This window comes from Brevundimonas sp. AVps5 (assembly GCF_058681515.1).
Genome location: NZ_CM178740.1, coordinates 2,182,204 through 2,202,544 on the forward strand (window position 1 = coordinate 2,182,204; position 20,341 = coordinate 2,202,544).

The 20,341-nt window shown below is 66.6% G+C and carries 25 protein-coding genes and 1 other RNA gene; 9 read left to right on the forward strand and 17 right to left on the reverse strand.

What is annotated here, in order from left to right; all coding sequences use genetic code 11:
- Positions 1-369 precede the first annotated feature (369 nt).
- Positions 370-757, reverse strand: an RNA gene (rnpB, locus tag ACW18A_RS11010) — RNase P RNA component class A.
- A 78-nt stretch (positions 758-835) separates the two neighbouring features.
- On the opposite strand from rnpB, the gene ACW18A_RS11015 reads away from it, so the two are divergent.
- Both ACW18A_RS11015 and ACW18A_RS11020 read left to right on the forward strand, forming a co-directional pair.
- Positions 836-1,021: a hypothetical protein gene (locus tag ACW18A_RS11015; RefSeq protein WP_492021761.1), complete on the forward strand. Its 186-nt coding sequence runs from the start codon at positions 836-838 to the stop codon at positions 1,019-1,021.
- 32 nt (positions 1,022-1,053) lie between these two features.
- Positions 1,054-1,317: a type II toxin-antitoxin system RelE/ParE family toxin gene (locus ACW18A_RS11020; RefSeq protein WP_492021762.1), complete on the forward strand. Its 264-nt coding sequence runs from the start codon at positions 1,054-1,056 to the stop codon at positions 1,315-1,317.
- Here the strand turns inward: ACW18A_RS11020 and ACW18A_RS11025 are convergent.
- The 3 genes from ACW18A_RS11025 to sppA all read right to left on the reverse strand — a co-directional run bounded on the left by ACW18A_RS11025 (position 1,314) and on the right by sppA (position 4,401).
- Entirely contained in the window at positions 1,314-2,075 is a 762-nt protein-coding gene (locus tag ACW18A_RS11025; RefSeq protein ID WP_492021763.1) for a peptidoglycan recognition protein family protein, read from the reverse strand. The two genes, ACW18A_RS11020 and ACW18A_RS11025, sit on opposite strands and share 4 nt — an antisense overlap.
- A gap of 7 nt (positions 2,076-2,082) precedes the next feature.
- Positions 2,083-2,400, reverse strand: coding sequence for a hypothetical protein (locus ACW18A_RS11030; protein ID WP_492021764.1), 318 nt, complete (start codon positions 2,398-2,400; stop codon positions 2,083-2,085).
- Positions 2,401-2,625: 225 nt separating this feature from the next.
- Positions 2,626-4,401, reverse strand: a complete 1,776-nt coding sequence (gene sppA, locus ACW18A_RS11035; RefSeq protein ID WP_492021765.1) for a signal peptide peptidase SppA — start codon at positions 4,399-4,401, stop codon at positions 2,626-2,628.
- 219 nt (positions 4,402-4,620) lie between these two features.
- Here sppA and panD point away from each other — a divergent pair, with 219 nt between their 5' ends.
- Positions 4,621-4,977 (forward strand): aspartate 1-decarboxylase, encoded by a 357-nt coding sequence (gene panD, locus ACW18A_RS11040; RefSeq protein WP_492021766.1) that lies wholly within the window; start codon positions 4,621-4,623, stop codon positions 4,975-4,977.
- A 189-nt stretch (positions 4,978-5,166) separates the two neighbouring features.
- On the opposite strand, the gene dxs is transcribed toward panD, so the two are convergent.
- The 7 genes from dxs to ACW18A_RS11075 form a co-directional block, all read right to left on the reverse strand.
- The gene (dxs, locus tag ACW18A_RS11045) at positions 5,167-7,077 is read right to left on the reverse strand and encodes a 1-deoxy-D-xylulose-5-phosphate synthase (RefSeq protein WP_492021767.1); all 1,911 of its coding nucleotides are present in this window, start codon (positions 7,075-7,077) and stop codon (positions 5,167-5,169) included.
- 18 nt (positions 7,078-7,095) lie between these two features.
- Positions 7,096-8,004, reverse strand: coding sequence for a polyprenyl synthetase family protein (locus ACW18A_RS11050; RefSeq protein WP_492021768.1), 909 nt, complete (start codon positions 8,002-8,004; stop codon positions 7,096-7,098).
- The gene (locus ACW18A_RS11055) at positions 8,004-8,372 is read right to left on the reverse strand and encodes a tRNA-binding protein (protein WP_492021769.1); all 369 of its coding nucleotides are present in this window, start codon (positions 8,370-8,372) and stop codon (positions 8,004-8,006) included. The genes ACW18A_RS11050 and ACW18A_RS11055 overlap by 1 nt, the downstream gene beginning before the upstream one ends.
- The gene (locus tag ACW18A_RS11060) at positions 8,369-8,620 is read right to left on the reverse strand and encodes an exodeoxyribonuclease VII small subunit (RefSeq protein WP_492021770.1); all 252 of its coding nucleotides are present in this window, start codon (positions 8,618-8,620) and stop codon (positions 8,369-8,371) included. Before ACW18A_RS11060 ends, ACW18A_RS11055 begins: the two co-directional genes overlap by 4 nt.
- 50 nt (positions 8,621-8,670) lie before the next feature.
- The gene (locus tag ACW18A_RS11065) at positions 8,671-9,003 is read right to left on the reverse strand and encodes a DHCW motif cupin fold protein (protein ID WP_425991348.1); all 333 of its coding nucleotides are present in this window, start codon (positions 9,001-9,003) and stop codon (positions 8,671-8,673) included.
- The gene (locus ACW18A_RS11070; RefSeq protein ID WP_492021771.1) at positions 9,000-9,590 is read right to left on the reverse strand and encodes a histidine phosphatase family protein; all 591 of its coding nucleotides are present in this window, start codon (positions 9,588-9,590) and stop codon (positions 9,000-9,002) included. The genes ACW18A_RS11065 and ACW18A_RS11070 overlap by 4 nt, the downstream gene beginning before the upstream one ends.
- A 92-nt stretch (positions 9,591-9,682) precedes the next feature.
- Positions 9,683-10,603, reverse strand: coding sequence for a histone deacetylase family protein (locus ACW18A_RS11075; protein WP_492021772.1), 921 nt, complete (start codon positions 10,601-10,603; stop codon positions 9,683-9,685).
- Positions 10,604-10,714: 111 nt separating this feature from the next.
- Here ACW18A_RS11075 and ACW18A_RS11080 point away from each other — a divergent pair, with 111 nt between their 5' ends.
- The 5 genes from ACW18A_RS11080 to ACW18A_RS11100 all read left to right on the forward strand — a co-directional run bounded on the left by ACW18A_RS11080 (position 10,715) and on the right by ACW18A_RS11100 (position 13,635).
- Complete coding sequence (locus ACW18A_RS11080) at positions 10,715-11,248, forward strand: GNAT family N-acetyltransferase (protein WP_492021773.1); 534 nt, start codon at positions 10,715-10,717, stop codon at positions 11,246-11,248.
- 14 nt (positions 11,249-11,262) lie between these two features.
- Entirely contained in the window at positions 11,263-11,547 is a 285-nt protein-coding gene (locus ACW18A_RS11085; protein ID WP_492021774.1) for a nucleotidyltransferase family protein, read from the forward strand.
- Positions 11,540-11,893 (forward strand): HepT-like ribonuclease domain-containing protein, encoded by a 354-nt coding sequence (locus ACW18A_RS11090; protein WP_492021775.1) that lies wholly within the window; start codon positions 11,540-11,542, stop codon positions 11,891-11,893. The genes ACW18A_RS11085 and ACW18A_RS11090 overlap by 8 nt, the downstream gene beginning before the upstream one ends.
- Positions 11,893-13,071 (forward strand): vWA domain-containing protein, encoded by a 1,179-nt coding sequence (locus ACW18A_RS11095; protein ID WP_492021776.1) that lies wholly within the window; start codon positions 11,893-11,895, stop codon positions 13,069-13,071. Before ACW18A_RS11090 ends, ACW18A_RS11095 begins: the two co-directional genes overlap by 1 nt.
- Positions 13,072-13,146: 75 nt before the next feature.
- Entirely contained in the window at positions 13,147-13,635 is a 489-nt protein-coding gene (locus tag ACW18A_RS11100) for a hypothetical protein (protein WP_492021777.1), read from the forward strand.
- A gap of 60 nt (positions 13,636-13,695) precedes the next feature.
- On the opposite strand, the gene ACW18A_RS11105 is transcribed toward ACW18A_RS11100, so the two are convergent.
- From ACW18A_RS11105 to ACW18A_RS11125, 5 genes are all read right to left on the reverse strand, one after another.
- Complete coding sequence (locus ACW18A_RS11105) at positions 13,696-13,875, reverse strand: CsbD family protein (RefSeq protein ID WP_492021778.1); 180 nt, start codon at positions 13,873-13,875, stop codon at positions 13,696-13,698.
- A gap of 89 nt (positions 13,876-13,964) precedes the next feature.
- Positions 13,965-14,405 (reverse strand): NUDIX domain-containing protein, encoded by a 441-nt coding sequence (locus ACW18A_RS11110; protein WP_492021779.1) that lies wholly within the window; start codon positions 14,403-14,405, stop codon positions 13,965-13,967.
- 5 nt (positions 14,406-14,410) lie between these two features.
- Positions 14,411-15,451 (reverse strand): sensor histidine kinase, encoded by a 1,041-nt coding sequence (locus ACW18A_RS11115; protein ID WP_492021780.1) that lies wholly within the window; start codon positions 15,449-15,451, stop codon positions 14,411-14,413.
- On the reverse strand, positions 15,448-15,873 hold the full coding sequence (locus ACW18A_RS11120; protein WP_492021781.1) for a response regulator: 426 nt from the start codon (positions 15,871-15,873) through the stop codon (positions 15,448-15,450). Before ACW18A_RS11120 ends, ACW18A_RS11115 begins: the two co-directional genes overlap by 4 nt.
- Positions 15,870-17,399 carry a sensor histidine kinase gene (locus ACW18A_RS11125; protein WP_492021782.1) on the reverse strand — a complete coding sequence of 510 codons (1,530 nt, stop codon included), beginning with the start codon at positions 17,397-17,399 and terminating at the stop codon, positions 15,870-15,872. The genes ACW18A_RS11120 and ACW18A_RS11125 overlap by 4 nt, the downstream gene beginning before the upstream one ends.
- Before the next feature lie 143 nt (positions 17,400-17,542).
- On the opposite strand from ACW18A_RS11125, the gene ACW18A_RS11130 reads away from it, so the two are divergent.
- Positions 17,543-18,232, forward strand: coding sequence for a hypothetical protein (locus tag ACW18A_RS11130; protein ID WP_492021783.1), 690 nt, complete (start codon positions 17,543-17,545; stop codon positions 18,230-18,232).
- Here ACW18A_RS11130 and flhA read toward each other — a convergent pair.
- Positions 18,229-20,328, reverse strand: coding sequence for a flagellar biosynthesis protein FlhA (gene flhA, locus ACW18A_RS11135; protein ID WP_492024384.1), 2,100 nt, complete (start codon positions 20,326-20,328; stop codon positions 18,229-18,231). The two genes, ACW18A_RS11130 and flhA, sit on opposite strands and share 4 nt — an antisense overlap.
- Positions 20,329-20,341: the final 13 nt, after the last annotated feature.

Here is a 20,341-nt window from a genome sequence, read left to right on the forward strand (position 1 = left end):
CCCGACAAGCCGGCGCCGCCAATCCCCACATCGCGGTTATGGGATAGCATGGGATGTACTGGGTCTCAATGGGATTAGTTGACGAGATTTAACCAAGATGGGGGTGTTGCAGGGCCGCGACAGCATAAATCAGAACATACACAGAACATCGTAAGTATTAACAGGCTGGCGATTGTGCGCCGCAGCTTGATTGAAGGGGTTAATGGCGTCTGCAATCCTCCCCCGTCGGGGGAGGTGGCGCGGCGCGTCTTCAGCGCCGTGACGGAGGGGGCACGATGCGATCGTCGTGCGTGAGGCAAACCCCCTCCACCACCGCGCAAGCGCGCGGCGGTCCCCCTCCCCCTGCGCTTCGCTTGGGTGAGGATAAAAAATGCCAGACGGCCTGTAAGCCGGGTTCTGTCCCGCCCGGAACCGAAGTCCGGGGCGGTGACGATCATTCCTCTGGACCGCCCATCGCTGGACGGTTCTCGCGACCTACCCGGACGCCTCGGGCGGTGAACCCTGCGGGCGAACCCGCGCGACGTCCCTATTCGGTCTTGCTCCAGGCGGGGCTTGCCATGCCGTCGCTGTTACCAGAGACGCGGTGGGCTCTTACCCCACCCTTTCACCCTTACCCGCGCCGAAACGCAGGAGGTTTGCTTTCTGTGGCGCTGTCCCTCGGGTCGCCCCGGGCGGGAATTACCCGCCGCCTCTTCACCGTGGAGCCCGGACTTTCCTCGACGGGATCAAGTCCCGCCGCGACCGCCCGGCCGTCTGGCGAGGGCGTGATGCGCCCGGATCGCCGGGGGGTCAACCGTGAGATGCGGACGGAGCCGGATCGTGGTAGGGACGGGGAATGTCTTCGCCCGCCGAAATGCAGCAGGATCTGATCTTCGACAGCCGCGAGGCGCGTCTGGCTTGGGAGCGTGAGCGCATCGCCGAGGCCGACGCCGACATCGCGACCGGACGCGTCATCCCCGATGAAGACCTGGATGGCTGGCTGGCCGACCTCGTGTCCGGCAAACCGGTGCGCATTCCCTGAACAACCAACGCTTTCGGGTCGTCCCGTCCAGCATGGCGGCGCGCGATCTCGTTCGCGCTTACGAATGGCTGACGCAGCCGGGTGCCGGGAAGACCGCGAGGCGCACGCTTCTGGCCATCGAGGCCGCAATCAAAGGCCTTCGCACCGATTGTCACCGTTGGCCGAGCGGCGATCATGACGGAACGAGAGAACGAAGAGTGGGCGGCTACACGATCCTCTATCGGATCGACCTTTCTACCCGCATCGTGAGTGTGCTGCGGATCTTCGGGCCGTTCCAGGATCAGTCGATCCTCTAGTTCAGCACCCCGGTGACGCTCTCGGCCGTCGCCAATTGCAGCACGCCCATCAGGGTCGCCCGGGTCTCGCCGTCGGCGATGCCGTCGACCTTCGAGGGGCGCCAGTGGCGCTGGAAGGCCTCGACGGTGATGCGGGTCTCGTCGGTGTATCTGCCGTCGGGGAGAGGCTCGTAGCCGAGCCGGTGCAGGCCGGCCTGAAGGACGTGGACGCCGAGGCCCTCGTCGCCGACGGCCAGCGGCACGCCGAGAGCGGCGATCCGCTCCCGGGCCGGCTCGAACCACAGGCCCTGACGGTGGGCGGCCAGTGTCTTCCAGGGGAAGCGTTCGCCGGGATCCTGCTTGCGGGTCGGGGCGACATCGGAATGGCCCAGAATGCGGGCGTCCTCGATGGCCCACCGCCCTCTGATCCCGTCGATCAGTTCGATGACCGAGGCGACCTGATCGTCGGGAAAGTCGCGATAGCCGAACTCGTGGCCAGGATTGACGATCTCGATGCCGATGGAGACGGCGTTGATGTCGGTCTCGCCCTTCCACCAGGACTTGCCGGCGTGCCAGGACCGGCGCTCCTCGGGCACGAGGCGCAGAACCGAGCCGTCCTCGTCGACGACATAGTGGGCCGAGACTTTCGCCTCGGGGTCGCAGAGGCGCGCGACGGCGGCCTCTGCGGTCCGCATGCCGGTGTAGTGGAGCAGGACCATGTCGGGAGGGCCGCGACGCTGGTCGAAATTCGGCGAAGGCACCTCGGAAATCTTCAGCATGGGCGACCTAGCGCCCGTGACGTTCCCACCCGTAGGCGACCCAGGTGTCGCCGACCTTCTCGGCCTCGATCACGTCGTCATTACGGCGGGCCCGGACGGTGACGCGGCGGCGGGCGCGCACGGCCAGGCCGGCGAAGAAGATCAGGATGCTGGCACAGAGCGCGATCACAGCGACGGCGGCCGCGGTAAAGACCGCCAGCAGCGCCCCGACGGTCAGGGCCGCCACGGTCGCGATCAGCCCGCACAGCCACATGATCGGCGCGAGCAACCCCTGGGGGCGTCGACGATTCCGGAAGCCCAGGCTGGCGAACGGGTCCTGCGTCATCTCTATTCCTTGTCGAGCGCCCGTGCGGACGCCTGATCCCCCAATGTCGGTCCACAGAGGCGAACCGTCAATGACCGGCCGCTTCACAGGCGAGTGTTTTCCTCCCCCGTCGGGGGAGGTGGCTCGAAGCGAAGCGCAGAGACGGAGGGGGCCTGCCCCGGACCCGGGCGTGTGAGGTTGCTCCCCTCCACCACTTCGTGGTCCCCCTCCCCCGTCGGGGGAGGATCAAAGCGGCTGGTCGGCGAGGACCGAGGCCCCCTGCCCGCGCATCCGCTCGGTCTCGACACGCGACAGCACCGCCTGGGCACGGGGGTCCGCCATGACACCGCCCAGGGCCACCAGAGCCCGCGCGGCCTCGGACTGGACGCCGAAGGCGTCCGACAGGGCTTCCCACGGCGACTGGGGCGCGGGGAACCGTTTGAAGCGGACCGACTGATTCTCGGGAATGTTGGCCAGTTCGCGCGCCTTGCCGATGGCCTCGGTCAGACCGCCCAGCTGGTCGACGAGGCCGAGGGTCTTGCCCTGGGTGCCGGTCCAGACGCGGCCGCGCGCGATCTCGCGCACGCGGGCGATGGGGATGCGACGGCCGGTCGAGACGCGCTGGACGAACTCCTCATAGGTGCGGTCCATCGAGGCGGAGAAGGCGGCACGCTGGGCTTCAGTCCAGCTCGACGAGGGGCTGAAGGCTTCGGAGTACTGGCCGCCAACCGCCAGGCCGCGCAGGTCGACACCGAAGCGGCCGAGCGCCTCCGAAACCACGAACTTGCCGCCGAAGACGCCGATGGAACCGGTCAGGGTCGAGGGCTGGGCCACGATCCAGTTGGCTTCGGAACTGATCCAGTAGCCGCCCGAAGCCGCATAGTCGCCCATGGAGACAACCACGGGCTTGCCCGCCGCCTTGGCCGCGCGGACGGCGGCCAGTATCTGTTCGGAGGCCTCCGGCGAACCGCCGGGCGAGGAGACGCGGAAGACGATGGCCTTCACCGATCTGTCCTCGATAGCGTCGTAGATGGCCTCGGCCGTGGCGTCGGACGCGATGGAGGATCCACCGCCGAAGCCGCCGCCTCCGCCCGTTCCGGTCATGATCGCGCCCTCGCCGCCGACGATGGCGATGGCGTCGCGGCCGGTTCCCATGCGCTCGCCCTGGGACGCGGCGTAATCGGAGAATTCAAGAATGTCGGAGCCGTTGCCGGCGCGGCGTTTCGCCTCGGCCTCGGCCTCCTCGACCTGGCCGACCTTGTCGATCAGCTTCAGCTGCAGCGCCTGGGCGGCAGAATAGGGGCCGGCCTCGATGGTGGCCTTCAGCGTCGGTGCTTCGATCTTGCGGTCGAAGGCTGCGTTGGCCAGGGCGGAGTCGTAGATCGACGTCATCCAGGCCGTCATCGCCTCGCGGTGCGGGCCCGTGTAGTCCGACTGCGTGTATTCGTTGACGGCGTTCTTGTACTCATAGCGCTGCTCGAACTCGGCGCGGACGCCGTATTTCTCGAAGGCGCGACCCAGGAAGACGCTGTCGGCCGAGAAGCCCGTCGCCTGGAAGTTGGCGGTGTTCTGCATCCACAGCTCGGAGGCGGCGGTGCCGACCATATAGCTGGAGATCACCGTGCCGATGGGCTGGAAGCCCTGGGAGTGGGCGATGACCGGCTTGCCCGAGGCCCGGAAACGACGGACGGCCTGACGGATCTCGTCGGCGGCGGCGGGGGCCAGGCCGGCTTCAGGCAGGCGGACCAGCAGGACCTTGACGTGATCGTCCTTCTCGGCCTGTGCCAGGGTATCGACGATGCCGACGACCGACAGGCCGGATCCGCCGAAGGCGGCGAACGGATTGTTCGAGACCTGATCCGTGAGGCCTTCGCGCAGATCCAGTTCGAGGACGGCATTGGCCGGCGTGGCCGGTTCGCTGGAGGAGGCCGCGGCTGCGATGATCAGCACGATCGGCACGACGACGACGAACAGGATCAGGCCGGTGAAGACACCGAGCACCGTCAGGAAGAACTGTTTCATAGGCGGGAGAGCGTCCGGTCGGCGGCCAGGGTCGGCCTGGGCCTGAACATAGGGGCCCGGACGTTGCGGTCAAATGAACGTCGGGTAACAGGGGAATCCGTCAGAAGTGATCATTTCGCATTCGCAGCATTGCGATTGATGGCGGGCCGGGAAATCCCTATATCAGCGACCTGCGAGCGGGGGCCTATCGCCCCGCGTCATGACTGGACCGCACCTCCCATGCTGGTCACCCTGATGAAGGCCAAGCTGCACCGCGCGACGGTGACCCAGGCCGACCTCGACTACGAAGGCTCGATCGCCATCGACGGGGATCTGCTGGATGCTGCCGGCATCTTCCCGCACGAACAGGTCGATGTGCTGAACATCACCAACGGTGCCCGCTTCACGACCTATGCGATCGAGGCTCCGCGTGGATCGAAGGTCATCGGCGTCAACGGCGCGGCGGCCCGCCTTGTGCAAAAGAACGACAAGGTCATCATCGTGACCTACGGCCAGTTGCCGGCCGAGGAAGCGCGCCAGTGGTCTCCGACCGTGGTGCTGCTGGACGACGCCAACGAGATCAAGACGGCGGACTGAGCTGAAGTCCTTCTCCCCTTGCGGGAGAAGGTGGCTGAGCGAAGCGAAGTCGGATGAGGGGCACGCTGACCTCGACGATGATCGCGAGCGCGCCCACTCCCAACGCCGGTGTGACCCCTCACCTGACCGCGCAAGAACGACGGCTACGCCGCCGTGCGCGGGCTCCCTCTCCCGCAAGGGGAGAGGGGCTTAGGCTCTAACCGCACCTCTGGCCGTCGCCACCCCCAGCGCCTTCAACGCCGACGCCGCGATATGCTCCGCATCCAGTCCCGCCTCGGCGTACTGCGCCGCCGGGCTGTCCTGGTCCTGGAAGACGTCGGGCAGGTGGAGCGTGCGGATCTTCAGGCCCGCATCCAGCGCGCCCGCGCTCGCCAGATACTGGAGCACGAAGGCGCCGAAGCCGCCCATGGCGCCTTCCTCGACCGTGATCAGGGCCTCGTGATCGCGCGCGAGGCGGGCGATCAGGTCGTGGTCGAGCGGTTTGGCGAAGCGGGCGTCGGCGACCGTGGCCGAGACGCCGTGGGCCGCCAGGATATCGGCGGCCTTGAGCGATTCCTGCAGGCGCGTGCCGAATGCCAGGATCGCGACGGCCGTGCCCTCGCGGACGATCCGCCCCCGGCCGATCTCCAGAGGAGCGGCCAGTTCGGGAATCTCGACGCCGACGCCGTCGCCGCGTGGGTAGCGGAAGGCGGACGGGCCGTCGTCGATCTCGCAGGCCGTGGCGATCATGGCGGCCAGGTCCGCCTCGTCTGCGGCGGCCATCAGCACCATGCCCGGCAGGGCACCCATATAGCCGATGTCGAACGAACCGGCGTGGGTCGAGCCGTCGGCACCGACCAGGCCGGCGCGGTCCATGGCGAAACGGACGGGCAGCTTCTGGATCGCCACGTCGTGGACGACCTGGTCGTAGCCGCGCTGAAGGAAGGTCGAATAGATGGCGCAGAAGGGCTTCATGCCGTCGGCGGCCAGGCCGGCGGCGAAGGTCACGGCGTGCTGCTCGGCGATGCCGACGTCATAGGTGCGGTTCGGGAAGGCCTTTCCGAACAGGTCGAGACCGGTGCCCGAGGGCATGGCTGCAGTGATGGCGACGATGGACGGATCGCGCTCGGCCCGCTTGATCAGCTCGGTCCCGAACACCTTGGTATAGGAGGGCGCGTTGGACACCGACTTGTTCTGCTTGCCCGAGACGACGTCGAACTTGACCACCGCGTGCAGCTTGTCGGCACTGCTTTCAGCGGGCGCATAGCCCTTGCCCTTCTGGGTCACGACGTGGACCACAACGGGTCGGTCGGTGATGGCGGCCGCGTTCTTCAGGATGGGGACAAGGTTGTCCATGTCGTGCCCGTCGACGGGGCCGATATAATAGAAGCCCAGCTCCTCGAAGAAGGTGCCGCCGACGATCATGCCGCGGGCGTATTCCTCGGCCTTGCGCGCCGCATTGCGGAACGGGCGCGGCATATGTTCAGCGACCTTCTTGCCGAACTCGCGGAAGTTCCGGTAGGCGCCGCCCGAAACCTGTTTGGCCAGATAGGCGCTCATACCGCCGACCGGGGGGGCGATCGACATGTCGTTGTCGTTGAGAATGACGGTCAACTGACCGGTCGTCTCGGCCGCGTTGTTCATCGCCTCATAGGCCATGCCGGCGGACATGGAGCCGTCGCCGATCACGGCCACGACCTTGTTCTTCTGTCCCTTGTGGTCGCGGGCGGCGGCGAAGCCGAGCGCGGCGCTGATCGAGGTCGAGGCGTGGGCCGCGCCGAACGGATCGTATTCGCTCTCGGACCGTTTGGTGAAGCCCGACAGGCCGCCACCCATGCGCAGGGTGCGGATACGGTCGCGACGCCCGGTCAGGATCTTGTGCGGGTAGCACTGGTGACCGACGTCCCAGATCAGGATGTCCCTGGGCGTATCGAAGACGTGATGGAGAGCGACGGTCAGCTCGACCACGCCGAGCCCGGCACCCAGGTGCCCCCCGGTCGTGGAAACGGCGTCGATGGTCTCGGCCCGAAGCTCGTCTGCCAGCTGGCGCAGCTGTGCGGCGTCGAAACCGCGCATGTCGGCGGGGACGTGGACTTTGTCGAGCAGGGGAGTGTCAGGCATCTGGAACTCTAACGCGCGTCAGGACCGACGGTTTAGCACAAAGTCCACACTCGCCTTGAGGTTTTCGGCGTCGGGACCGAACAGGTCGAGGTGGCTGCGGGCCTGATCGGCCAGGTGCGCGACGCGATGCCGCGCCTGATCGACGCCCAGAAGGGTGACGAAGTTCGTCTTGCCCTGGGCGGCGTCCTTGCCGTTGGCGGCCTTGCCCAGGACGGTTTCATCGCCGTCGACGTCCAGCAGGTCGTCGACGATCTGATAGGCCAGACCGATGTCATGGGCGAAGGCGGTCAGGGCCTGGCACTGGTCGTCGCTGGCGCCGGCGATGATCAGGGGAATTTCGAAGGCATAGGTGAACAGGGCGCCGGTCTTCAGACGCTGCATCCGGGCGACACCACCGAGGTCGTCGCGCACGCCCAGCAGGTCGATCATCTGCCCCCCGGCCATGCCGCGCGCGCCGCTCGCCAGCGACAACCGGGCCGCCAGGGCGCACCGGATGGCGGCGTCCTCGTGCGTATCAGGGTGCAGGACGATGTCGAAGGCGGCGGTCTGGAGCGCGTCGCCGGCGAGGATGGCCGTCGCCTCGTCATAGGCGATGTGGAGGGTCGGCCGGCCCCGGCGCAGGTCGTCATTGTCCATCGCCGGCAGGTCGTCGTGGACGAGCGAATAGGCGTGGACACATTCGAGGGCGCAGGCGGCGCGCAGCACCGGCCGTTCCTCGATGTCGAACAGGCGCGACGCCTCCATGGCGAAATAGGGCCGCAGTCGCTTGCCCGGACCGAGCGCCGCATAGCGCATGGCCTCGGTCAGGCGCGACTCAGGACCGTCAGCGCGCGGCAGCAGTTCGTCCAGGGCGACGGTGACGAGGTCGGCGACCTCGGCGACGCGCTCGGCGACGGACTGGACCGGAGCGTTGGCGGCCAGACGCATCAGAACAACCTTCCGCCGTTCGGCGTGTCCCGATCGACACCGACCAGAACGACCTCGCCGTCCGCGTCCGGGAAGCCGAGGGTCAGGACCTCGGACATGAAAGGACCGATCTGGCGTGGGGCGAAATTGATCACCGCAGCGACCTTGCGGCCGGTCAGCTGGTCCAGCGTGTAGTGGCGCGTGATCTGGGCAGAGGAGCGTTTGACTCCGATCTCCGGGCCGAAATCGATGGTCAGCTTGCAGGCGGGCTTGCGAGCCTCGGGAAATGGCTCGGCGCGCACGACCTCGCCCACCCGGATGTCGACCTTGAGGAAGTCGTCGAAGGCGATTCTGTCGGCCAGGGGAGAGGCGATCGCCGCGTCCATCATCCGAACTCGGCCGGCTCGACGCCCCTGGCCTGACCGTCGGAGCCGACGACGATCTTTTCGACGCGCAGCTGGGCGGCCTTCAGGCGATCTTCGCAGTGCTTCTTCAGGCGCGCACCCTCCTCGTAGAGGGTGATGGACTCCTCCAGCGGGGCCTGGCCGGACTCGAGACGCGATACGATGGTCTCAAGACGCGACAGGGCGTCCTCGAAGCTGAGATCGGCGGGAATGGAGGGCGCAGCATCTGACATCGGAACGACCCTAGAGGCGAGCCGCATTCGCTTCAACGGGGAAGCTGGGGTCAGTCAACGATGAGAAGGCGACAGCCCGCCGATGTCGATGACCGGTGTGCCGCGTCGCCGAAATCCGAGACGCGGTAGGTCATGCCGGAGGTCAGCGTGAAGCGGCGTCCGTCCCGGAGTTCGGTGACCAGCTCCCCTTCCAGAACAGTGAGAACATGACCGCGGTCGCACCAGTGGTCGGCCAGGTAGTCGGCGCTGTATTCGACCATCCTCACGCGAAGGTCGCCGACGGATACGGTGCGCCACAGCGCTTCGCCGGTGTCGCCCGGATGTCGGGTCGGCTCCACCTCCGCCCAGTCCGTCACGGTAAAGGACAGATCCGGAATCTTCACCCGATGCGCTCGTAGCGACGCTGCGACCAGTATTTGAAGCCCTGGTTGTGAACCAGATTCCAGCCGTCGGCCTTCAGACGGCCGCCGACCATGTGATTGAAATAGCCGTGGGCCAGGACAAGAACGTCCTCGCCCGCTTCGGCGCGGGCGATGAGTTTCTGCGCCACCTGTTCGGCCCGGGCCTCCGCCTGTGCCCGGGTCTCCTGACCTTCGTGATGGTCGAAGGCGTGCCACCAGAAGCGGGCGACGGCGCCCCAGTATTTCGGCGGCAGTTTGAACCAGGACGGGAAGTGCGGCGGCGGCAGAGGGGCCTCGATGAACAGGACGTCGGAGACGACCTCCCGACCGGCCGAGACGGCGGAGGCGGTTTCCTGGGCGCGTTGGCGGGTCGAGGCGAAGATGACGCCGGCCCCGGCCGCTGTGGTCAACAACTCTGGCGGCGGGGTCTGGCCGGCCAGCAGGCCGCCGAGCTCATACCTGGCCCACCAGTCGCGGTACTGGTCGGACGTGAGCATACAATTTCGCGACAGGGCAGGCTCACCGTGACGGGCGAGGGTGATCGCGCCGGGGCGCGAGGGCTTCAGCATCTGGCCGGCATCTTGTTGGACACTGTCTGACGTCATGCTGCGGATGAAAGGGAAGACGGCCCGGGATAACCGGGTGCCGACATGGACCTTCCTTACGCCTCCCCCAGGGCCCGCACATGGGCGAGGGCCGATTGACCCAGTCCTTCAAGGTCGTAACCGCCCTCCAGCGAAGAGACAACCTTGCCGCCACAATGCCGCCGCGCGACTTCTACCACCGCGCGGGTCGCCCAGGCGAAATCCTCGGCCTCAAGGCTCTGGTGGGCGAGCGGATCGCGCCGGTGGGCGTCGAAGCCGGCGGAGATGATGATCAGGTCGGGAGCGAAATCGTCGAGCGCGGGCATCAGTCCGCCAGAGAAGGTCGCGCGCCATGATTCGCGCGCGACATGTGGCTCGACGGGGGCGTTGACGATATTGCCGACCCCGGTCTCGGACGGGGCTCCGGTGCCCGGATAGAGAGGCATCTGATGGATGGAGGCCAGGAACAGGGTCGGGTCGGCCTCGAATGCCGCCTGGGTGCCGTTGCCGTGGTGGACGTCGAAATCGACCACGGCGACCCTGGCCATGCCCAGCGACCGGGCGACCCGGGCGGCGACGGCGACGTTGGAGAACAGGCAGAAGCCCATGGCCTGGTCCGGCTCGGCATGGTGACCGGGCGGACGGACAGCGGCGAAGGCGCGCTGGCTCTGGCCGGCGGCGACGGCCCGGACGGCGTCGATCACGGCCCCTGCGGCAAGGCGGGCTGCGCGGACGCTGCCGGGCGACAGCAGGGTGTCGGCGTCGAGCTGGGCCAGCCCCGTCGCAGGAGAGGCCGAGATCATGCGGGCGACGTAGGCGGCCGGGTGGATTCTTTCCAGATCGGCGACGGCGGCTTCGGTCGCGTCGCGGCGGTCGAGCCTGAGGTCCGCGTCGTCGAGCGCGGCGAGGACGGCGGCGAGACGCTCGGGCCGCTCCGGATGCCCCGCGCCGGGGGCATGGGCGATCATGTCGGTGTGGGTGAACAGGGCGACGGACATGGGAGTGAGACTACAAGGCCCCTGAAGCAAAACAATCCGTGCATCCCCGCCTTCGCGGGGATGCACGGAAAAGAAGTTGAGGCATGACGGACCTTGGGCGAAACACTCCCCATGACCGACACCGTGATCCGCCCCCCTCGCCCGGAAGACGCCGCAGCCCTCGGCGCCCTGGGTCGCCAGACCTTCATCGATACCTTCGTCGCAGAAGACGGGTTCGCCATCCCCTACCCCGCCGACGACCTTTCGGCCTTTCTCGATGCCAGTTTCTCGACCGAAGCGACCACAAAGAAGTTGGCCGAACCCGGCGCGGCCTGGTGGGTGGCGGAGCGCGACGGCGAATTGCTGGCCTTCGCCAACGCCGGGCCGAACGGCTTGCCGCATCCGGCGGCCGCGCCCGGAAACATGGAACTTCGCCGCCTCTACGTCGGCAAGTCGGCGCAAGGCCTGGGCCTGGGCACCGAACTACTGAAGCTGTCGCTGGACTGGATGGAGGCGAACACGGCCGGGCCGCTGTGGATCGGCGTCTGGAGCGGCAACCTGAAGGCGCAGAAACTGTATGCGGCATACGGATTCGCGACGGTTGGCGAGTATCAGTATCCGGTCGGGGCGTGGCGGGATGACGAGTTCATCCTGCGGCGGGGGTAGGGTATGCTGGGCGCATGACCCGCGACGAACTGCTGACCAAGCTGCGCGACCTGAAGCCCTGGCTGGAAGAGCAGGGCATCGTCAATGTGCGCCTGTTCGGCAGCTATGCGCGGGATGAAGCCGGGCCGGACAGTGATGTGGATCTGCTGGTGGATACGTCGAGGCCGATGGGCCTTGAGTTTCTAACCACGGAAAGGCTTCTGGGGGACCAACTCGCCACCCGCGTAGAGTTCTGCTCCTGGGAGGTGATGCGGCCTTATGTCAGAATGACAGTTCAGCGGGACCTGATCGTTGTCTGACGAATCGGATCCGGCGCTCATCTCGGAAATGCTGGATGCTGCCCAGCGCATCGCCGCCTACATCGACGCAGGCGGTGCCCCGGAGTTTCTGCAGCAAACTGTTGTCTATGAAGCCGTCTGCATGAACCTGCTGCGGCTGGGGGAGTGCGCGCGATTTCTGAGCCCCGAGACCAAGTCCAGGTTGCCGACGGTGCCCTGGCCGGACCTGGTCAACCTTCGAAATCGCCTCGCACATGGATATGAGACCCTGAAGCCGGCGTTGTTATGGTCGATCGCCTGCGTAAACGTGCCAGACGTCGCCGCTCAGCTTGCAGGATTGGCGGACCCAAGCGATGGAGACACCTGATGCTCCTCCCCTTCTTCACCGCCCTGCGCCAGGCCAAGGTTCCGGTCTCGACCAAGGAATGGCTCCATCTGATGGAGGCCATGGACAAGGATGTGGCCGGCGGTCGGGTCGAGGACTTCTATCACCTGTCGCGCGCAGTCCTGGTCAAGGACGAGAAACACTACGACCGGTTCGATCAGGTGTTCGGCACGGTGTTCAAGGGCATCGAGACCATCGGCGCGGGGGACGAGCCCAGCCTGGACGTGCCCGAGGACTGGCTGAAACTGCTCAACGACAAATTCCTGACCGATGAGGAGAAGGCCGAGATCGAGGCGCTCGGCGGCTTCGAGAAGCTCATGGAAACGCTCAAGCAGCGGATGGAAGAACAGGAGAAGCGCCACGAGGGCGGGAACAAGTGGATCGGCACCGGCGGGACCAGCCCCTTCGGCAACGGCGGCTACAATCCCGAGGGCGTGCGCATCGGCGGCCAGCCGAAACATGGCCGGGCCGTAAAGGTCTGGGAAAAGCGCGAATACAGGAACCTCGACGACACGGTCGAACTGGGGACGCGCAACATCAAGGTGGCGCTGCGCCGTCTGCGCCGGTTCGCGCGCGAGGGTGCGGCCGAGGAACTGGACATAGACGGCACCATCGACGGGACGGCGCGTCAGGGCTGGCTCGACATCCGCATGCGGCCGGAGCGGCGCAATACGATCAAGGTGCTGCTGTTCCTCGACGTCGGCGGGTCGATGGACGGCCACATCAAGCTTTGTGAGGAGCTGTTCAGCGCGGCGAAGACGGAGTTCAAGAACCTGGAGTTCTTCTATTTCCACAACTGCCTCTACGAGGGCGTGTGGAAGGACAACCGGCGTCGCCACGGCGAAAAGATCCCGACCTGGGACCTGCTGAACAAATACCCCGGCGACTGGCGGGCCATTTTCGTCGGCGACGCGACCATGAGCCCCTACGAGGTGACCATGCCCGGCGGCTCGGTCGAACACTGGAACGAGGAGGCAGGCGCGGTCTGGATGCGGCGCGCCCGGCTGCAATGGGGCAAGTCGGTGTGGCTGAACCCCGTGGCCGAACGGTTCTGGAGCTATACGGCCTCGGTGAAACTGCTCAGCGAGGTCATGGACGAGCGGATGTTCCCCCTGACGCTCGACGGTCTGGACCGTGCGATGCGGGCGCTGACGCGCTGACACGCTGACACGCACGCGTGAGGTGCAGAAGCGAGCGTTTCGTGCGAGCGTGACCGGAGTTCAGGAGAGCTTCCGATGCTGACCGCGTTCGCCCTGGCCCTGGTTCTGAAGCAGGCGGTAGTCTGGGGCGCGCCGGCCCCTGCGCTGCAAGTCGAACCCGTCGAGATGGCCGCGCCGGTCAGCGGCCTGCCCGCCTGGGCCCTGGCCGATCCGTTCGCCTGGGAGCGGTCGCAGTGCAGCCCGCTGGTGAGCCGCGAACCGCTCGACGTCTGTCAGGCGCGCGTGCGGGTCGAACTGTCCGCGGCGCTGGGCGACCGGTTGCCGGCGGGGCTGAGGCCCGCAGGCGAGCCGGTCCCGTGTCTGGCCACCCCCGGCGGCGACGGAGCCTATCCGGTCCAGTGCGGCCTGCCCCAGCGCCAGGCGGCGGCGACCGTCACCCCGACCATCCCGGACTGCCGGTCGCGACCCCAGCGCCAGGGCGGTTCCGTGGCCTTCGTCACCGATTGCCGTGCTGATGATGCCGGTTCGCAGGGTCTGACGATCAATCTGTTCGGCAAGGACTGACGCCAGACGGCAAAAGGCCGCCCGCAGGGGCGGCCTTCGTTCGACGCGCCCTGACGAAAGTCAGTGCTTTTCGTTGATGGCGTCCTTGATGCCGCCGACGGTGTTCTGGACCTTGCCCTCGACCTGTTCGACCCGGCCTTCGGCTTTCAGTTTTTCATCGCCGGTGATGTTGCCGACGCCTTCCTTGATATTGCCGCCTATGGTCCTGGCGGCGCCTTCGATGCGATCGTGATCAGCCATGGGGAGGCTCCTGAATTCGGCGTCGCCCCGGTGGCGGCGCCTCGTCACAGGGAGCGGGTCAGAGGGCAGCACGTTCCGTATGGCGACGCTTAGGGCCTGTGTCTCAGCCATTTGGCGACAGCCCAGGCGTGGGCGTCGTGGCGGAGTTCGACCAGGGCAGTGCGAGGATGAAGCCAGACCAGTTCGTGGTCGTCCTCGACCTTGCGGGACGGGTCGAGGGCCAGCATCCCGGCGATCCAGAAGCTGCCGACGTTGTTGACCGGCTGGCCGTCCGACTTGCGGAAATACTGACCGGCCTCGGCGATCCGTTCGATCGGGCGGACCGTCATGCCCGCCTCCTCGACAAACTCCCGGACCAGGGCCTGTTGCTCGGTCTCGACGCCGTCCACGGCACCTCCGGGCAGGTCGTAGTAGGGGATGTCGCGGGTCACCCGGACGCAGGCGATCTTCTCATCGTGGAAGACCAGGCCGAAGGTCGCGGGGCGTTGCAGATAGTCGACGTCGGCGTCGGCGTGCCCGAATTGAAGCAAGGGCTTCACAGGTCGAAGGCCAGGCGCGCGCGGACGCCCTTGTGCGCGCCGTCGAACTCGACGGCCGAGCGCAGACCCGAGGCCATGGCGGTGATGATCTTGCTGCCGAGCCCCGTACCCTTGGGCTTGCCGTCGCCCAGGCCCGGACCATCGTCCTCAACCGTCAGGATGGCGCGGCCGGTCTCGTCGGGGCAGAGGATCACCCGGATCTCGCCCGCCTCTCCCTCCCTGTAGGCATATTTCACGGCGTTGGTGACGAGCTCGGTCACGATCACGCCCAGCGACACGGCCTGGTCGGTCGAGACTCGCATCGGCTCCGCCTGAAGCGTGATGTTGGGCGAGGCCGCGTCGGATCCCAGTGACTTGGTCAGTTCGTCGACCAGTCCGTCGAGATAGGCCTGCATGTCCACCGACAGCATGTCGCCGGAGGTGTAGAGGCGACGGTGCACATGGGCGACGGCCTCGATGCGGGCCTGGGCCTCGCGCAGGGCATCCCGCGCGCCCTCGTCGGCCAGATGCCGCAGTTGCAGCGAAATGAAGGTCGAGACGAGCTGAAGCGAGTTGCCGACGCGGTGATTGACCTCGCGCAACATGGCCTCGGCGCGGTCGCGGGCAAGGCGGACCTGCTCGTGGACCTCCTCGTTCTCGCGCTCCAGGCGGCGACGCAGCAGTGCATCTTCCAGGGCCGAACGCAGCAGGGCGGTGAAGTCCTCGGACACGTCCTTGATGACATAGTCGGCGGCCCCGGCGCGCAAGGCGGCGACGGCGATCCGGCCTTCCTGTGCGCCCGTCACATAGACGACCGGCGGGGGCGCGGGGCGATGCAGGATGTCGGGCAGAACCTCCAGGCCGTCGCGGCCGGGCATGTAGTGGTCCAGAGCGCAGATATCGAAGTCATCGGCGTCCAGCGCGGCCACGCCCTCGTCCCCGTCGGCAGCGAGCGTGACCTCGTAACCGTGACGGCCGAGCTCCTTCTGCACGAGCCGCGACAGGCCGCGGTCGTCGTCGATGTAGAGCAGCCGGATGGGCGGCTTTTCGGGCGTCATTCGATCTCGGGCGCCTGCATGACGGACAGGAACAGCCCCAGCTGGCGGATCGCGCCGGCGAAGCTCTCATAATCGACCGGCTTGGTGATGTAGACGTTGCAGCCCAGATCGTAGCAGCGCTGAATCTCGGTCTTGTCGTCGGTGGTGGTCAGGACCACGACAGGCGCGCGCTTCAGACGCTCGTCCCGCTTCACCTCGGCCAGGATGTCCGTGCCCTGCATGTCCGGCAGGTTCAGATCCAGCAGGATCAGGATCGGCCCATTGGCCCGGACCTCCTGGCTGAACAGATAGTCCAGCGCCGCCTGCCCGATATCGAAATGCAGGATCTCGTTCGAGATATTCGCTCGCCGAATGTTCTTTTCGATCAGCCTGGCGTGGCCGTGATCGTCCTCGATCATGACGATCTTCACGGGGTTGCTCATAGCGCGTCTCCGGTCTCGTCAGGGATCAGGCGTTTGGGAAATCTCAGTCGGAAAGTCGAGCCTTCGCCCGGAACCGACTCCAGTTCGATGGACCCGCCGAGACGCCCAACACTGTTGCGCACAAACGCCAGACCCAGTCCATCGCCCGGACGGTCCTGAGGCCCGGCGCGGCGGAACAGCTCGAACACTCGCTCGCGATCGCGCTCGGCGATCCCACGCCCATTGTCGGTGACCTCATACTCGACCCAGCCACCGGCCAGGTCACGGCCCGAGACCTCAATCCGGCCGGGCCTTCCAGGCTGAAGATATTTCACCGCATTGTCGATCAGATTGCCCATGATCAGTTCCATCGACAGCCGGTCACTTTCCAGGGGCACGATCTCGCCCACCACGAACTCCGCCCCGGCGTCCTGCATCTGATGGCTCACGCTGTCGGCGCTCCGCTTCACCATCGCTCCGATGTCCAGCATTTCCGGCACCGGACTTCGCCGACCCTCGCGCGACAGCTTCAGGATGGCATTGATCAGCCGGTCCATCTTCTCGGTCGAGGCCCGGATGAACCCGACCGCCTCGGGAATGTCCTCGCGCGCCGCAGTCAGGGCCTCGCGCTCCAGCAATGCCGGAGCCACGGTTTCCACCCTGGTCATCTGCAGATCGATGATCCTGCCCGCCTGCGCCAGCTCGGCGGTATAGCCCATGACATTGACCAGTGGCGCTCTCAGGTCGTGGCTGACGATATAGGCGAACCGCTGCACCTCCTCATTGGCGCGGATCAGGGCCGCAGTGCGCGCCCTGACGGTCTCTTCCAGCCCGGCATTGACCCGATCAACCTCGGCCTGGGCGGACGTAAGCTCGGCCAGATATCGCCTGACCAGCAGGAACACGATCCCTGCCAGGGCGAGAATCAGCAGTCCGGCGAGGCTGTTTATGGCTACGGTCATCAGCGCGGAGCCTTCCGACTGATCGCGCCCCTCAGCCAGCCGGATGCCAATGATCTGGTCCAGATCGGCGAATTGCGTATCCAGTTGCTGCATCAGGGCCCGGCCACGACCCGCACTTATCTGCCCGATCGCATCGGCGCCGCGCCCCTGACGCGACAGGTCGATCACCGCCGACATCTCCACAAACTTGTCGTTCGACAGCCGCGTCATGGCCCCGGCAGCGGCGGCGGCGACCGGATCGTCGCCGACCAGCCGATCCAGACTGGCCAGAAGATCGGGATTGGCCTGCTGCATCTGCTCGAAGGTCAGCAAGAACGTCGACTGCCCCGTCAGCACATAGCCGCGCTGCGCCGTTTCCGCGTCCTTCAGATTCAGCAGGACCGTGCGCGCGGCCCGCCGGACCTGCCACGCCGATTCCACCTGCTGGTTGAAGGTCGCCGTTCGCTGGATCATGACAAAGGTCGTCAGATTGGCGACAAGCAGCAGCGCCATGGCCCCGGCCAGCAGCAGAACGACGGAGCGCCCCAGGGTCCCCGCGCGGAGAAACCGTCCAATCCGATCGATGATTTGGTAAACAGGCGGCATGCGCATCTGGCCTTAGCGACCTTCGTTCGCCTGTCCAGTGAAGTTATTGGCGTCGCAACCCGTGCAGGCCCAAAGCATTCACGCTAACAAGCTGTGCGGTTTCGGGAGGCGTTACGATGTTCTGGTGGTGGTGGATTGCCCCTGTGGTCGTAGCCGTTATCGGCGGCCTGATCCTGGTCAGCGGCCTGGCGTCGCTTTTCAAGGGCCGTTTCTTTGGAGGACTGTTCGGTACCGCATCCGGCGGCTTCCTGTTGGCGGCCGCGCTCGGAGCGGCCCTGCTGGGCCAGAATGTGCAGACCTATGCGCGCCTGACCTACGAACGCCCCGTCGCGACACTGTCGATCCGCCAGCTGGCGCCCCAGTATTTCGAGGCCACGGTGATACAGCCGGCGGCCGGCGACCTTCCTGCCCGCACCGCCGTCTATCCGGTCAACGGCGACGAGTGGCGGATGGAGGCCCAGGTCCTGAAGTGGAAGCCGTGGGCCAATGTCGTCGGTCTGGAGTCCCAGTACCGGCTGGACCGGCTGTCGGGCCGCTATCAGAACATCGAACAGGAGCGCACCGGCGCCCGCAGCGTCCACGCCCTGTCCGGCGGCGACGTCAAGACCGGCCCGTTGGCCTGGGTACCGTGGAACCTGAGCGTCTGGGACGTGGCGCGGAAATACCGTCGCTATGTCGATGCGGTGGACACCCTGTACGGGTCCGCCGCCTATATGCCGATGGCGGACGGGGCGACCTATGAGGTCTGGATCACCCAGTCGGGCCTGATCGCCCGCCCCACCAACGACGCGGCGCGCGCAGCTTCAGCGGGCGGGTTTATCAGGGTCGACTAGACCGAACCCAGCGTCCTCAGCCTCGCCTTCGGGTGGACCTCATTCTGGCTCATCACCACCGTCTGGCCGCGGAAACGTTCGATGATGGAGCGGACATAGGGTCGGATCTGCGGGCCGGTCAGCAGGACCGCGCTCTCCCCGGCCATCGCGGCGCGTTCGAACACGTCGCGGACGGCGCGGATAAAGTCCTGGAGCCGTGACGGTGCCATGGCGAGTTGCTTGTCCTCGCCCTGCCCCACCAGCGCCTCGGCGAAGGCCGCCTCCCAGTCGGGCGACAGGGTGATGATCGGCAGGGCGCCGTCCTCGGCCTTGTGCTGCCAGCACAGCTGACGCGCCAGTCGGGTACGGACGTGCTCGACCAGGGTCGTGACCGACGAGGAATGCGGCGCAGCCTCGGCCAGGCCTTCCAGGATGGCGGCGAGGTCGCGGATCGAGACCTTCTCGCGCAGCAGGGCCTGAAGCACCCGCTGCAGGGTCGTGACCGTGACCACCGAGGGCACGAGTTCCTCGACCAGCTTCTTCTCTTCCGGACCCAGTTCCCTCAGCAGCTTCTGCACCTCGGCATAGGACAGCAGGTCCGCCATATTCTCCTTGAGGATCTCGGTCAGGTGGGTGGTCAGCACCGTCGAGGGATCGACGATGGTGTAGCCGCGGAAGGTCGCCTCTTCTCGCAGGCTCTCGTCGATCCAGGTCGCGGGCAGGCCGAAGGCGGGCTCCTTGGTGTGTTCGCCGGGCAGTTCGACCTGACGGCCGGCCGGATCCATGGCCATCAGCGAACCGAGGCGAACCTCGCCGGCGCCGGCCTCCATCTCCTTGATGCGGATGGCGTAGCCCTGGGTCGGCAGGCGCATGTTGTCGAGGATGCGGACCGACGGCATGACGAAGCCGAACTCCTGGGCCATGGCGCGGCGCAGGGCACGGACCTGATCGGTCAGGCGGCGGCCTTCCAGATCGTTGATCAGGGTCAGCAGGGAATAGCCCAGCTCGATCTTGACCTCGTCGATGGTCAGGGCCGTGCCGATCGGCTCTTCCGCGTCGTCCTTGGGCTTGCCGGCGTTGGCGGCGGTCGCAAGTTCGGCCTCGGTCGGCTGGGGCTTCAGCCTCGCTCGGCCAAGACGCCAGGCCATGAAGCCAGCCCCGGCCGCAAGGGCCAGGAAAGGGATGATCGGCATGCCGGGGATGGCGGCCAGCAGGGCCGAGGCGGCGGCGACCATGCCGAGGCTGACCGGGTTGGTGGCCAGCTGTGCGACGAGGGCCTTGTCGGCCGAACCCTCGACACCCGCCTTGGAGACCAGGAAGCCCGCCGCGATCGAAATGATGATGGCTGGCACCTGGGTCACCAGACCGTCGCCGATGGTCAGCTGGATATAGGTGTTGGACGCCTCGCCCAAAGGCATCTCGTGCGAGATCACCCCGATCAGAATGCCGCCTATGGCATTGATGAAGACGATGATCAGGCCCGCGACCGCGTCGCCACGCACGAATTTGGACGCACCGTCCATGGCCCCGAAGAAGGTCGATTCCTGTTCCAGCTCCTTGCGCCGCAGCTTGGCCTGCTCCTCGGTGATGAGGCCGCTGGACAGGTCGGCGTCAATGGCCATCTGCTTGCCAGGCATTGAGTCGAGGGTGAAGCGGGCGCTGACCTCGGCGATGCGGGTCGAGCCCTTGGTGATGACCACGAAATTCACCACCAGGATGATGGCGAAGATGATCACCCCGATGATGAAATTGCCGCCCATCATCAACTCGCCGAAGGCGGCGATCACCTGGCCGGCGGCATCGTGGCCTTCGTGCCCATGGGTCAGGACCAGACGGGTCGAGGCCAGGTTGAGGCCCAGCCGGAACAGGGTCGAGACCAGCAGAACCGTCGGGAAGATCGCGAAATCCAGCGGCCGCTTCATCATCAGCGCCGTCATCAGGATCAGCACGGACGAGACGAGACTGATCGCCAGCAGCAGGTCCAGCAGGAATTTGGGCACCGGCAGGATCAGCAGCAGGATGACGCCGATGACGCCGACGGCCATGCCGACCTCGCCGCGCAACAGCCAGCCCCGGATGTCCCCGCCGGTCGGACGGGCCATGCCGTCCTTCATCATGACCGGCGTATCG

Coding starts and splice junctions, on each gene's coding strand:
- ACW18A_RS11015 (WP_492021761.1), top strand. CDS start 836: ATGTCTTCGCCCGCCGAAATGCAGCAGGATCTGATCTTCGACAGCCGC.
- ACW18A_RS11020 (WP_492021762.1), top strand. CDS start 1,054: ATGGCGGCGCGCGATCTCGTTCGCGCTTACGAATGGCTGACGCAGCCG.
- ACW18A_RS11025 (WP_492021763.1), bottom strand. CDS start 2,075: ATGCTGAAGATTTCCGAGGTGCCTTCGCCGAATTTCGACCAGCGTCGC.
- ACW18A_RS11030 (WP_492021764.1), bottom strand. CDS start 2,400: ATGACGCAGGACCCGTTCGCCAGCCTGGGCTTCCGGAATCGTCGACGC.
- sppA (WP_492021765.1), bottom strand. CDS start 4,401: ATGAAACAGTTCTTCCTGACGGTGCTCGGTGTCTTCACCGGCCTGATC.
- panD (WP_492021766.1), top strand. CDS start 4,621: ATGCTGGTCACCCTGATGAAGGCCAAGCTGCACCGCGCGACGGTGACC.
- dxs (WP_492021767.1), bottom strand. CDS start 7,077: ATGCCTGACACTCCCCTGCTCGACAAAGTCCACGTCCCCGCCGACATG.
- ACW18A_RS11050 (WP_492021768.1), bottom strand. CDS start 8,004: ATGCGTCTGGCCGCCAACGCTCCGGTCCAGTCCGTCGCCGAGCGCGTC.
- ACW18A_RS11055 (WP_492021769.1), bottom strand. CDS start 8,372: ATGATGGACGCGGCGATCGCCTCTCCCCTGGCCGACAGAATCGCCTTC.
- ACW18A_RS11060 (WP_492021770.1), bottom strand. CDS start 8,620: ATGTCAGATGCTGCGCCCTCCATTCCCGCCGATCTCAGCTTCGAGGAC.
- ACW18A_RS11070 (WP_492021771.1), bottom strand. CDS start 9,590: ATGCTGAAGCCCTCGCGCCCCGGCGCGATCACCCTCGCCCGTCACGGT.
- ACW18A_RS11075 (WP_492021772.1), bottom strand. CDS start 10,603: ATGTCCGTCGCCCTGTTCACCCACACCGACATGATCGCCCATGCCCCC.
- ACW18A_RS11080 (WP_492021773.1), top strand. CDS start 10,715: ATGACCGACACCGTGATCCGCCCCCCTCGCCCGGAAGACGCCGCAGCC.
- ACW18A_RS11085 (WP_492021774.1), top strand. CDS start 11,263: ATGACCCGCGACGAACTGCTGACCAAGCTGCGCGACCTGAAGCCCTGG.
- ACW18A_RS11095 (WP_492021776.1), top strand. CDS start 11,893: ATGCTCCTCCCCTTCTTCACCGCCCTGCGCCAGGCCAAGGTTCCGGTC.
- ACW18A_RS11100 (WP_492021777.1), top strand. CDS start 13,147: ATGCTGACCGCGTTCGCCCTGGCCCTGGTTCTGAAGCAGGCGGTAGTC.
- ACW18A_RS11105 (WP_492021778.1), bottom strand. CDS start 13,875: ATGGCTGATCACGATCGCATCGAAGGCGCCGCCAGGACCATAGGCGGC.
- ACW18A_RS11115 (WP_492021780.1), bottom strand. CDS start 15,451: ATGACGCCCGAAAAGCCGCCCATCCGGCTGCTCTACATCGACGACGAC.
- ACW18A_RS11120 (WP_492021781.1), bottom strand. CDS start 15,873: ATGAGCAACCCCGTGAAGATCGTCATGATCGAGGACGATCACGGCCAC.
- ACW18A_RS11125 (WP_492021782.1), bottom strand. CDS start 17,399: ATGCCGCCTGTTTACCAAATCATCGATCGGATTGGACGGTTTCTCCGC.
- flhA (WP_492024384.1), bottom strand. CDS start 20,328: ATGATGAAGGACGGCATGGCCCGTCCGACCGGCGGGGACATCCGGGGC.